Origin of the sequence: Xenorhabdus sp. KJ12.1, from assembly GCF_963876495.1 — a bacterium.
GTDB classification, from domain to species: domain Bacteria; phylum Pseudomonadota; class Gammaproteobacteria; order Enterobacterales; family Enterobacteriaceae; genus Xenorhabdus; species Xenorhabdus stockiae.
The window spans coordinates 143,904-154,998 of record NZ_CAWNQH010000072.1; the positions used below are offsets into that span (position 1 = coordinate 143,904).

General features: G+C 36.8%; 13 protein-coding genes and 2 pseudogenes. 12 read left to right on the top strand and 3 right to left on the bottom strand.

All coding sequences use genetic code 11. The annotated features are described in order from the left end of the window. Positions 1-174 precede the first annotated feature (174 nt). The 11 genes from AACS92_RS12210 (at position 175) to AACS92_RS12260 (ending at position 8,519) form a co-directional block, all read left to right on the top strand. Positions 175-579, top strand: a complete 405-nt coding sequence (locus AACS92_RS12210) for a phage protein NinX family protein (RefSeq protein WP_099108626.1) — start codon at positions 175-177, stop codon at positions 577-579. A gap of 277 nt (positions 580-856) precedes the next feature. After that, positions 857-1,507, top strand: a complete 651-nt coding sequence (locus tag AACS92_RS12215) for a hypothetical protein (protein ID WP_099108627.1) — start codon at positions 857-859, stop codon at positions 1,505-1,507. 128 nt (positions 1,508-1,635) lie between these two features. Next, positions 1,636-1,827, top strand: a complete 192-nt coding sequence (locus AACS92_RS12220) for a hypothetical protein (RefSeq protein ID WP_099108628.1) — start codon at positions 1,636-1,638, stop codon at positions 1,825-1,827. 225 nt (positions 1,828-2,052) lie between these two features. Next, positions 2,053-2,391 (top strand): hypothetical protein, encoded by a 339-nt coding sequence (locus AACS92_RS12225; protein ID WP_153044737.1) that lies wholly within the window; start codon positions 2,053-2,055, stop codon positions 2,389-2,391. A gap of 2 nt (positions 2,392-2,393) precedes the next feature. Beyond that, on the top strand, positions 2,394-3,350 hold the full coding sequence (rdgC, locus tag AACS92_RS12230; protein ID WP_099108630.1) for a recombination-associated protein RdgC: 957 nt from the start codon (positions 2,394-2,396) through the stop codon (positions 3,348-3,350). A gap of 279 nt (positions 3,351-3,629) precedes the next feature. Then, complete coding sequence (locus AACS92_RS12235) at positions 3,630-3,968, top strand: hypothetical protein (RefSeq protein WP_099108631.1); 339 nt, start codon at positions 3,630-3,632, stop codon at positions 3,966-3,968. Positions 3,969-4,204: 236 nt separating this feature from the next. Next, a complete protein-coding gene (locus AACS92_RS12240; RefSeq protein WP_099108632.1) occupies positions 4,205-4,648 on the top strand; it encodes a DUF2726 domain-containing protein in 444 nt (147 codons plus the stop codon). Further along, positions 4,641-5,480: a hypothetical protein gene (locus tag AACS92_RS12245; RefSeq protein ID WP_153044738.1), complete on the top strand. Its 840-nt coding sequence runs from the start codon at positions 4,641-4,643 to the stop codon at positions 5,478-5,480. The genes AACS92_RS12240 and AACS92_RS12245 overlap by 8 nt, the downstream gene beginning before the upstream one ends. A 290-nt stretch (positions 5,481-5,770) precedes the next feature. Then, positions 5,771-6,205 (top strand): hypothetical protein, encoded by a 435-nt coding sequence (locus AACS92_RS12250; RefSeq protein WP_099108634.1) that lies wholly within the window; start codon positions 5,771-5,773, stop codon positions 6,203-6,205. Positions 6,206-6,315: 110 nt separating this feature from the next. Beyond that, positions 6,316-8,112: a DUF4942 domain-containing protein gene (locus AACS92_RS12255; RefSeq protein WP_099108635.1), complete on the top strand. Its 1,797-nt coding sequence runs from the start codon at positions 6,316-6,318 to the stop codon at positions 8,110-8,112. A 71-nt stretch (positions 8,113-8,183) separates the two neighbouring features. Then, a complete protein-coding gene (locus tag AACS92_RS12260; RefSeq protein WP_099108636.1) occupies positions 8,184-8,519 on the top strand; it encodes a hypothetical protein in 336 nt (111 codons plus the stop codon). Positions 8,520-9,448: 929 nt separating this feature from the next. On the opposite strand, the gene AACS92_RS12265 is transcribed toward AACS92_RS12260, so the two are convergent. Both AACS92_RS12265 and AACS92_RS12270 read right to left on the bottom strand, forming a co-directional pair. Next, entirely contained in the window at positions 9,449-9,856 is a 408-nt protein-coding gene (locus tag AACS92_RS12265) for a hypothetical protein (protein ID WP_099108638.1), read from the bottom strand. 37 nt (positions 9,857-9,893) lie between these two features. Continuing rightward, a complete protein-coding gene (locus AACS92_RS12270) occupies positions 9,894-10,157 on the bottom strand; it encodes a helix-turn-helix domain-containing protein (RefSeq protein ID WP_099108639.1) in 264 nt (87 codons plus the stop codon). A gap of 310 nt (positions 10,158-10,467) precedes the next feature. On the opposite strand from AACS92_RS12270, the pseudogene AACS92_RS12275 reads away from it, so the two are divergent. Next, positions 10,468-10,596, top strand: a pseudogene (locus AACS92_RS12275) (Rpn family recombination-promoting nuclease/putative transposase); the annotation flags it as partial. Here AACS92_RS12275 and AACS92_RS12280 read toward each other — a convergent pair. Beyond that, positions 10,588-10,927, bottom strand: a pseudogene (locus AACS92_RS12280) (transposase); the annotation flags it as partial. The pseudogenes AACS92_RS12275 and AACS92_RS12280 sit on opposite strands and share 9 nt — an antisense overlap. Between the last annotated feature and the right edge of the window lie 168 nt (positions 10,928-11,095).

Below are 11,095 nucleotides of genomic sequence, written 5' to 3' on the forward strand. Positions count from 1 at the left end.
CTGGTTAATAAAAAAATATTAGTTTTTAATATGGTTAATTATTTATCATAGTAGGATTTTATCGCCAAAGTTGATGATAATTTATCTTTTCTAAAGAATGGGATATGACAAATAGCCTCAAAAATGTTTTGAGTGGAAGGGGCATTTAGCTACTACATAAGTAGAAAGGACAATATGAAAATTAAAACATCAGAACTTACAGGTCGTGCATTGGACTGGGCTGTGGCTGTCGCAATTGGTGCTACAGAAAAAACTCTACCTAGTGGAAGGAAATGGATGAAATTATCTGATAGTGATTATTATGTTTCCAATCACGGCTTGTATAATTTTGATCCATCTACAGATTGGGCGCAATGTGGTCAATTGATTGAAAAATATGACATATATCCATCTAGATTCTACGAGTGTTCGGAAAACAATCTCAAAAAATATCAGGCAGGAACAGGCTTAGCTTGTATGCGTGGCGAAACCCAAAAAATCGCAGTTTGCCGTGCTGTGGTTGCCACTGAATTAGGTCGTGAGATTGATATTCCTGATGAACTGATAGAAAAAGATATAGCTAACTATGCAATAAATTAGCCGAATGCTGACTTGTAATCGGTGTGGGTATAATATTTTCGATATGGGTTTAAAAAACACTGTGATTACTTTATAAAAAAATAAAAAATATTTCAGGATGATTCTGAAGCCTTAGATATGAGAATTAGGATGGCTAGAAGATTTTTTCATTTTCATCAAAAGTTCGTTCAAAGGTATTCGGCTATTTAAATGTCATGATAGAATTTAAGTACATTTAAATAACCTGTGTTTTTGGATTAACACCATTTAAACGGCATGTACTAACTAAGGCGTAGGTATGATAGAAAATAATATTCTTCTAGATGAAAGAATGATTAACCTTGCTTTAAATGAAAATCACATAGAAAAATTCGTTTTGTTTAGTAATAAACAAAATAATTACTATGATGGTTTTTCAATGGATAAAAAAGGTGAATTTTATCCTTTCGTTTACATCGGAAATGGAAAAAGATTGATTTTATCAAATCAGTATCGCTGCCCATATGGTCAAATAGGTGATTTGTTGTGGGTTCGTGAAAATTGGAGTCCAGTTATTTCGCGTAATTGCATATTGAATGTACATGACTACAAAAAAATCCATATTGAATACCAAGCTGGTGGGGGGGAATATTATCCCAATTCTAAAGATATTCCTGAAAATTGGACATTTGATGAGTCATCTCACAGTGAGTATCTTTCTGCCAGTGATATGCCATACTGGGCATCTCGTATAACATTAGAGATTATAAGTATTAAACTTATACGATTAAAAGATATCATGACTATAAAAGAGGCTTTTTATCGTGGGCTAATTAACAACGAAACTTTGTGCCTTATTAAAGAAAAGTATAAATCATGTGATTTAAATAACTTATCTGAATTTTGGAAGGTAGTGATTGAAAATATAAATCCATTTGTTTGGCATGTTAAATTTCAGAGGGTTAGGTAATAATTTTAACACATAGATTATCTTTGAGTAAGTTTAGCTAAAAATAAAATTATTTATATGTGTGCTTTATAAAAATCCAAATTGTGATTTTTTTACATTTATGTAATCAACTTTAAAAAGGTAAAATCATGGATACATCAGTTAATATAGTAATGAACAGAGAAAAAGCACTGGAAATTGAGTTAAAAGAACTGCCAGATGGCACATCACCAGAAGAGATCACTAATGATTTATTAGAAGGATGGCTTACTGATCGAGTAGTAAAATCTCTTGAACTAGTCGGATTCGACGAGGCCACTGTAACAGTTAGCTTAATTTAGTAAACTATAAATAAAGTCAAGGGCAACAAGGAAGTTGCCTTTTAGTTATTGAATAAATATATATTGATTCTGTTTAAAAAACTCAATTATTTTCCCCTTACTGACTTCGGGCCACCTTATCTCGATCTTAAAATTTTTATATTAGTAGTTAAGGTGTTCTGGTTATGGGTATCCGTTGAAGTAAACCATAACATAAAACAAGAAAACTCGGAGGCGATAATAATCATGAAAAACGACACATATTTTAAACGACAGAGGGCTTTATATAAAAAACATAGTTTGATGGCAACGGTTTGTTTACCGCTGATTATATTGGCTGCTTTATTCCCTTGTACCAAGAATATTGCATATTTAACCTCACCGGGGTTTTCTACTGCTCTTTTTATGGCCTCTACTCTGGGTATATTTTACCTTGCCATTTTATTTAGAACGGTTAAGACCGATGATATTAAGAAAATATTTATTAATTATCATGATGATGAGAATATTTTTGATTATATCAGCAGTAATATCACCAGACTAGCTACTCGATACCCAGATAAATTTACAACATATAGGGACTAATCATGAGAACACATTTCTCCGTAAAAAACCTGATCGTCTTCCGTTTATCTCGGAATATTGATCTCTCTAAACTGGATGAACAGGCAGGGCATTTTAAATTTACTTCATGCGGAGCACAGGATATAGCGAAAAGTGGGTGGATTTCACCTATGGGAGATGAGTTCGAAAGTCTGACTCATCGGGCTGCTGGTACAATCCTGCTTTGTATGAAAAGCGAGAAAAAAAATATCCCGTCATCAATTATCAAAGAAAAGTTGAATGAAAAAGTTGTCAAACTGGAGGCAGAACAACTACGCAAACTAAAGCGCACTGAAATAGCAACTCTAAAAGACGACATTTTGTATGAGCTTCTGCCAATTACCCTGCCGAAAGCGAACCGAACCTATATTTGGATCGATACGCAGGCCAGCCTCATCATCATTGATGCCAGCAGCACCCGTAAGGCTGAAGACGTTACTGCATTACTGCGTAAAACCATCGGCTCTTTACCTATCGTTCCACTGACAATGAAAAAACCGGTTGAACTGACACTTACTGAGTGGGTCCGCTCCGGAAACCTACCAGCCAATTTTATGTTCGGTAATGATGTTACTCTGAAAACGCTTCTTGAAGAAGGTGGTACAGTGTCAGTTCGCAATCAAGAATTAATTTGTGATGAGATTGTGGGTCATATTGAAACAGGTAAAGTCGTGACAAAATTGGCGTTGAATTGGCAGGAGCGTATCAGTTTCATACTTAATGATGACGTCACCATTGGGCGTATTCGCTTCAGTGAGACTCTGAAAGAGCAAAACGACGATATTGATAACGACGATTTTCCGCAGCGTTTCGATGCAGATTTTGTTCTCTATACCGGCGAGTTAATGGCTCTTATCAATACGATGATTATGGATCTCGGTGGCGAAGCTGAACTCAAGTCAGACCATGACGGAGAGGGGACAGGAGAAGCAAAAGCATAAATATGATGGTCACCGGGCGGATACGATTGCTGAAGATATAGACCGTATTAGCCCATTATTAATTAATGGCAGCATTTGATCTGATGTCATTATTACGGTGCTGAGCGGACAATAATACAAAAATTATTTTATTGTCTGCTTTGTTTTTTTATTGGTAGTGCTACCGCAAAACAAAATTTCCGAGATTGAACGATAGTCACCGAAAACAGTTTCTTTATTCACTATCCATATACTATATGAATAAATTTAGAGGTATTTTAAATTGAGAGGGCCATACCTATGCTCAGATGGACACCTGAACAGGCTGAAGAATATGCAAAACATATCGGTATTTCCGTAGTAGTTGATCCTGTTGTATCTAATCTTGTGCCCAAAACCGTATTCCAAGAGCAACCTGCTAAGTTAACACCTCAACAGCGTGCGCAGGCACTTGGACGTATGAAAGATGGCATGATGAATTTTAGGATGTCTGGAAAAAAAAGGTATATGTTGCCCAGCTGGTTACATATGATGGTGTTGCTTTATGACATAGCAAGCAGACACAAGAAGTGCATCAAATATTACTTTGGCATTTACGGACTGACAGGCTATGGGGTCTTCTCATTTTCATGCAGATAATCAACGAAGCTATATCAATGAGGTAGGTATGCCATTAAAGTTAATAGCTTTTGTGACTTTGATAATAGGGGTTTTATTGCTAGTGTTTTTTTTTTGTTTACGAGGGTAAGAAGCGGGACAAAGAAAAGAATAATGGCATAGTACCCGAGCCAGATAAGCCAAAAGATAAAGGAAACGCTGAAGTTCACCAACCCTCTATTCATGATCTATTCAACGATGATAGGGATGGTTTGTCTATGGAATCTGAACTTTCGCAGAGCCACTATGAGGGATATGTAGCAGATAAGTACCTCATTAACCGAAAACAAAACGAGATATATAAGAGGCTTGAAAATATCCTTTCAGGAGATTTTCGTATTTCACCGAAGATTCGCATTACCGACCTTATCCGGCCTGACAAAGAAATTATTGAATTTGATCCCGAACGGGCCAAACACCTTAACCACAAGCTCAACAATGCACGTTTCGATTTTGTGGTGACAGATCTGAACAGCGGAAAAATTCGTGGTGTGATTATGTCACGAAGCACACTGACTGATATCAGAGCGGGAGACTTCATTGTTGAACTTCTAAATAAAATAAAGATACCTTTATTTCAATATGATGAAGACAGTAAAATAAGTGATGATAAGTTATCGAGCTTGCTTTATGAGAAATTTGAAAAGAGTAACTTTGAGTGATGGAAGAACTAAGGTAGATGAGATGAATAGTACAAATGCGCATAAAAAAGCTCAAGAAAGACTTGAAAAAAAATATCAAATTTACATGAAAAATAGTTCTAGAAAAAATGAAATTGCTCTGATCGCTGCTGAGTTTTCATTGTTTTTCACACAGAGCGTCTATAAAGACAGCAAGTATTATGAAATAAAAAGACGATCGAAATATGCGATCACAGGAGGGAGCGCCCATTGGAAAAAGAAGAAACTATCCATACTTATAAGATTGTTTTTTTTGGGAGAATTATTGTTAAGGAAAAAACTTTATTACGCCCGTTTTTTTGTAAACAATGAGAAAAGCCTTGATTTACACGACAGGCCGGATGGGATTTTGAGCGCAAGATTCATTATTAGAAATTATAAAACTCTAAAAAAATCAGAAAATAGAAAGCAAACTGCTTTTTATCTTTATATTATAAGTATAATACCTTTGTTTTTAATGGAAATGGACAGTGTAAGTAGCGATATTCAATTGTATATAAAAATAATCAGTTTTTTTTCATTAACCATATGTTATATAGCATATGTTTTCTCTGAAAATAAATTGGTTGAGATTAATAAGGTTGTTAATGAGCAAAATGAAAAAGCAAGCAAAGAAGGTATTGGTTATTTAATAAAAAATGCAATTGATGATAAAAAAGAAAATTTAATACGTGATTATATTAGAGAGATAAAATTTCAACATGGTGTTGAAAATGTGAAAGTGGGTCACGTTATTCTTGGGTATAAAATATTGAATGGCAGTTTTGATTATAAAAAAGGTGATAAAATTGTCAGTTTTTCAGGAAAAGATTAAATTTGGAAATCTCAAGGTTTCGGGAACAATGGCACCATCAAAAATGGTTGGTGGCGTTCAGAAAAAATTTGGTCGTGGCTGAACATTCTAAATAGCTTTTCAAAATGATAGGAGTACTCCTTATCCCGAGTGATACGCGGGGTAAGGAACACCGCATGTTGATACTCTCACTATTATGAAAAGGTATATAGAAATGTGGAACTTGGTAGATTTTGGAGTGCTATTCTATACAAAAGTTTATATTTTTACCATCTTAAATCTGGCTGAAAAATCAAAATGAGTATATTGAAATGAAAACCACGCGGCAGTATGTAATGACAAATAAGAACAAACCGTCTGGAACGCACACAATAAAACAATCTTCCTCTGTTTCTCGGAAGTCGATCAAATATTTTCGTAGTATGGACTATCTTTATGCCGCAATTTTTTTTAGTTTCATCTTTTTTTCAGTCATACGTTTTAATTACAAACAAAAAGAGATTGAAGAAACCTATAACATAGGCACCATTCAGTCGATTTCAGTTAGTAACAGGGCTTTTGGTGAAATATCTGTGAAAACAGACAAAACGTCTTTTTTGATCAGCCGAAGGGCAGGGTTAGTTGAGGGAAATGAAGTGAAAATTCTGAAATTAGTGTCCGGGAAATATTTAATCTGTGCTGATAGCGAAGAAAAATGCTTCGAGATTGATAAAAACTCAGCTTTAACTATTCGACCCCATATCTGACCAGATTAAGATCATCTTTCAAACTACATCGGCATTAAGACAACAGAGGTGACAATCTCTCTTGTTTTTTCGCCGGGTGATACTCTCTTGAGTTATTGAAGGATGTTACCGTGACTAAATCAGTAGCTTCAATTTTAGCAATTCATAAAAAAGAACCCAACGTACATACCATCACCCAAAAAATTGAAGATGAATGTTTATCGTCTGGCTTCGATGCTGCCCCCGATTACATCATGATGGATTTCATTGAAAACAACAAAACAGATTGCACAACTTATTCAGGTTTTGGTTGCATCAATGACGTTCATAAGCTGCTTGAAGAATACACAATAATTAAAAAGCAGATGATCGAACTTAACTGTAAGGTTATGGGTAATCGTTACGGTGATGCATTTTCATATTTTGTTACCGCTGCGGGCCAGAACAGCTTACATGCCACGCTACGTATTGAACGATTCTTCGATTTAGAGCGAGCGATATGCGCTCTTGATCAGGATTTTTGGAACCGATTGATAGGTGTCATCAATGTCAAAAATTTCATGCCCACAGAGAAGCGCGAAAAATGGTTTGATGACCTTGATCGCTGGAGAAAAGCCGATCGTTTTTCTCTTCCATCAGTAAGACCGCAGCCGTTTGAAATAGAAACCGTACTGATTACAGCTAAAACTCTTTGTGATGAACGAAAAGATTTTTTCAGTGAAATGGTAGATGGTGTTTTTAAAAAATTATCGCCTACACATTTCACCAATAAATCAGAAGGTTTTTCGGTCAGGATGATTGTGGCTAACGCTATGCCTTCGGCAAACCGTCACTATGATAATCAGAAATACATTAACGATCTGCGTAAGGTTATCGGTCTGATGTTTAACCGTGAAGGTGCAGAAACAATTAACAGCTACAACTTGTTTCATGATCTAACAAAATATTACGGAGAATGGGTCGCTATTGATGGTGACACTATATTACTTAAACCGCACAAGAACGGTACTGTACACGTACAGATAAGTCAAAAGATAGCTGATGCTTTGAATGTCGTTCTTGCCTACCGTTATCCTAATGTTATTCCGTTGAAGAAAAAGCGCGGAATGAAGCATAAAAACAATAATTTCATCAATGACAAAAGATACTCTCTTTACTCAGACATTTTGGCAATCAATGTGACTGAGCATTTTGGAGAGTTAGCTCGTGAGGGCTATGGAAGATCCAGCGTGATTGTAGATGGAGAGGCAGTATACGACTATTCATTGCCTAGTTTGTACAATAACTCGCAATCGAGTATCAATATGGTTGAAAAAATATACATCATGATCGGTGGTCAGAAGGATGAAAAACAAAATGGATACTACCGTTTTGCTTTCGACCCAAAGCCTGTTTTTGAATACTTGTTCATTAATGGCACATTACCAGATCAGGACTCTCACCAATTCTATCCAACAAAAGGTGAAGTGCGCCGGCGTGCCGTTGACTTTGCTGAAGTACGTGAAGGACATTCTGTCCTTGAACCCAGTGCCGGATTTGGAGATCTTCTTTATACGCTGCCTGACGGGGTTGATATTCTAGCAGTAGAAATTCACCCGGTTGCAGCGGCAACGCTTAGATTTAAGGGCTATGACGCTGTTCAGGGCGATTTCCTGACATTGAAGCTAACTGAACTAGGCCTGTTTGACCGCATACTGATGAACCCTCCATATTCCAACTATCGTTGGGTTTACCACGTATTACATGCGCTTAGCTTTCTTAAACCGGGCGGAAAGCTGGTGGCTATTTTACCTGCTTCTGCACCGACTCATCAGAAAATACAGGCTATTGGAGATGGCTATGATGTTTCTTTCTCTAATGAATACTCACGAGCTTTTGAAGGGATAATGACAAATGTCATCATTATGACGGTAGACCGCCACGAGTAACAATTTCTAGGGAATTAACTGAACATTATATTCTTAAACAGAAAACCAATCTCGATTACCGGGGAAATAAGATGAACACTGCGATTTACGCAGCGACCAATAACGGTATACAGTCTCATATTATTATAGGAGAAAAAGCCTACTATTTCTTTACATTGCACGATAGTGAAGCTGCTTCTGATTATGGAGGATATGTATTCCCGCCTCTGTGTACCTACATTTTCACAGACAAAAATCGCCAGCCAATTGCCACTATCATAATCCATTCGTGCAAAGAGCCGGAAATGATGGATGTTGACTGGAACGGAAAGAGCAAAACACCGATCATTAAACCAATGTTCACCCGTGAATCGTTACTGGGAGTCCCTCCGGCAATCTCTATGCGTGAGCTGACGCTGAGTTATTAAAGTCGTGTAAGCAGGCCCACCAGCTTTGGTCAGCCAGTTTTGCTGAAATTCAGCCATTCTTCGATAATATAAGGCGTTATGTAACCCTTTTTAATAAAACATATTTCGTTACTAAAGGAAGGAAGATCCCAAAAGACATGGATGGGCTGGTTTATCATGACCCGATTGAAGGATTCATTTTTATCAATTAAAAACACGCGCCACCCTTTGCTCTGATTAGGTTTGCTAATCAGCATTACTTTTGCTCTATCGCAGTGCTTGAGAACCGTGTGATCTCTATGTTTACCCTGAACGATTCAGACATTGATAAACTGGGTGGTAAAGTGTTCTATGACCTTCATTGCTCAACGGTGGCCCCGCGTCTTTTCTCTATCCTTAGCGATGAACTAAGTGAACAATATGATACCTACATAAACTACCAAATCTAATCACTCTGGCTTAATACTTTTTTATTACAATAGATTCTCCATGAGCCAATTTTTATTCATTATGTCAGAGTGGTCAATATTCTTTGGTGCACTAATCAGTTATCAAGAAAAATTAATTGCAACTTTATCGCTATAATCATCCTGTAAAGGATCAGCTCATACTCCATTTTATCCTAAATCAAAATGATAAAACGTTGCGTCTGGCAAGCATGAAAAATTCTGTTATTCGCGTTCGAATATTCCGGTGTGGGTGATTGAAAGCAAGTTGTTACAGTGTAATTCGTTCAGATTCAGAAAAAGTGTTATCTACGATTTCATAAAAACAGGAGAAAAATCTGGTTTTAGTTTTATCGATTATAGCAATAATATAATTAATTAAAGGATATTGTTTTTTTATAGACATAAATTCCACAACAAGGAAAATAAAAATAATTCGTTACTGTATTAATATTAACTTAATGAATTGACATACCTTTCCCCAAACTCCTAAGAGATATTATTTTAAGGGGTATCTTTATAAACCTCAGCCAGAAGTGCATGATAAACTTCCTGATTGATATCACAGGCCAACGAAATCAAATCATGTAATTCCACTGAGCAGTTATTACTGGTTTTATCGAGAATAACTTCAAATAAAGAAGTTCCTAAACCCGCTAAATACATCGCTTGATCTAATGGAATAGAGTGTCGATGTTTTACGTAACTCAGTAGTTTTTGTGTCAATGGTTGTGGTGAATGTTTCAAAAGGGAGTGGTGAACGTCCCGATTAATATCACACACCAGTGCAAGCAGATTATTTAAATCTACTGAACATTCCTTTTTCGCTTTTTCGAAAATGAATGCAAATAGAGACGTTGCTAAACCTGCACGATACACTGCTTGTTTGAGTGGGATAGGGTTATTACACACAACTCACCTCTACGATTACTACTGAGCTTGGATAATTTTATTCTTGAGAATTGCTGCGAGGCTTACGCTCAATCAGTTGACCATCCATATCAGTGTATCGGCTAGGCCAGATTTCTGAGGGATGTAATTTGAGGTAATTAGCTATAATCCATTCGCCTTTAGGCCAAGGTCGGGCCAGAGTATTTGCTAGTGTAGATGAACTAAGTCCTGCTTCACGGGAAATTGCTGCTAAGGTTGTACCGCGTTTACGTAATGCAGCAATAATATCGGCTGGATGCCAGTCATTTTTGGTATTGAACATTCCTGCAACCCCTTCCATTAATTAATATTGATGGTGGCGATTCAAGACAGGGTTCGCAGTACCGGAGTTCCCACCCGGCGAGACCGAAGCCTCCCCTATCTGAACCGCCATTGAAAGGGCGAGCGCAGACACACTGGTAGAAACATCCTACCAGTGGGGAACTTACAAGGCTGCGAAACCTTGACCACTGGATTTTGCCAATGGCAGGGCTACTTTAACTGATTGGTTTATCTGACTCAATAAGCGAATCAGTATAATCCTGATATTTTTATATGTAGCCGGTTAAACACATTATCCGTTCCAGTAGATCTGGACACAATGTCTCTCATTGTAGAAACTAGCAGAAGAAATGTATTCCAATTCATTTCCGTTGGTTGATGTGACCGTGATTGATGATAACGAACTGGTCAACCATCGTAAAATCGCCGTAACTCGGCTTTTTGGATTGGAATGTATAAGCAATAAGCCCTGATTCAATCCCCAGTAAAAAACCGACTACACACCGGTGTCTTGACTGTTCTATCTGAGAAATATTTTTTAATTGGTCATTGACTGTCTCTATAACAACCGCTTTCTTAGCATAATTTTGTCCCAAAGTGATAAAAATTTGTCTTTCATATTACGACGAACATGGGTGATCAGCCTGATCTCCTCAGTTTTCAGCTCATCGCATAATGCTTGCGATAAGTACCCTTTGATGCTCCATCTCCATAGAGAGGCCCAATTAAGTCTTTTACCCATTCCTTAACCGGTTGGAGACCGTCAATATTTTCTAGTGTAGAAATTCTGCTCAGGTTAATGGAGTTGAATATAAGACTACCTACTATCTATATTTTCATTATGAAATAAAAAATCCAAAAAACACTTTTAAAAAAACAAATATTGCGATCATAATAAAATCTACATATGGTAGGTTTGATATATTTATTCGGGAAAAT